The following is a 390-nucleotide window of genomic DNA, read 5'->3' as shown; positions in this document are numbered from 1 at the left end:
GAAGATGCTGAAGCTGGAATTTTAAATGGTCAGACCGGAATAACGTTAACTTATTACGAAACGCAAACAGATGCCGATAATGCAGTTAATGAAATTGTAAGTCCGTATGTTAATACCAGCAATGCTCAAACTATTTTTGTAAGAGCAGAGAATGATGCTACGGGATGTTTTAATACAGTTACCGTTACCTTACGTGTAGATCCAGTGCCATCACCAGAGCCGAACCCAACACAAATTGACGTTTGTGATGATGATAACGATGGTTATGCTGAATTCGATTTAGAACAACGCACCTTAGAGATCACCAATAACGAGCCTAATGTGGTTATTAGCTACCACGAAACGCAAACGGATGCAGAGACAGGCGTGAATCCAATTGTAGGGTTGTAC

Annotated in this window: 1 protein-coding gene; it reads left to right on the top strand. The window is 40.8% G+C overall.

The annotated features are described in order from the left end of the window. Positions 1–390 (top strand): hypothetical protein (locus tag ACFQ13_RS11230; RefSeq protein WP_386117350.1); only part of this gene is annotated, 390 nt, incomplete at both ends.

The organism is Winogradskyella rapida (assembly GCF_042675845.1).
Lineage (GTDB): Bacteria > Bacteroidota > Bacteroidia > Flavobacteriales > Flavobacteriaceae > Winogradskyella > Winogradskyella rapida.
This window is presented reverse-complemented; position numbering and strand designations above follow the sequence as displayed.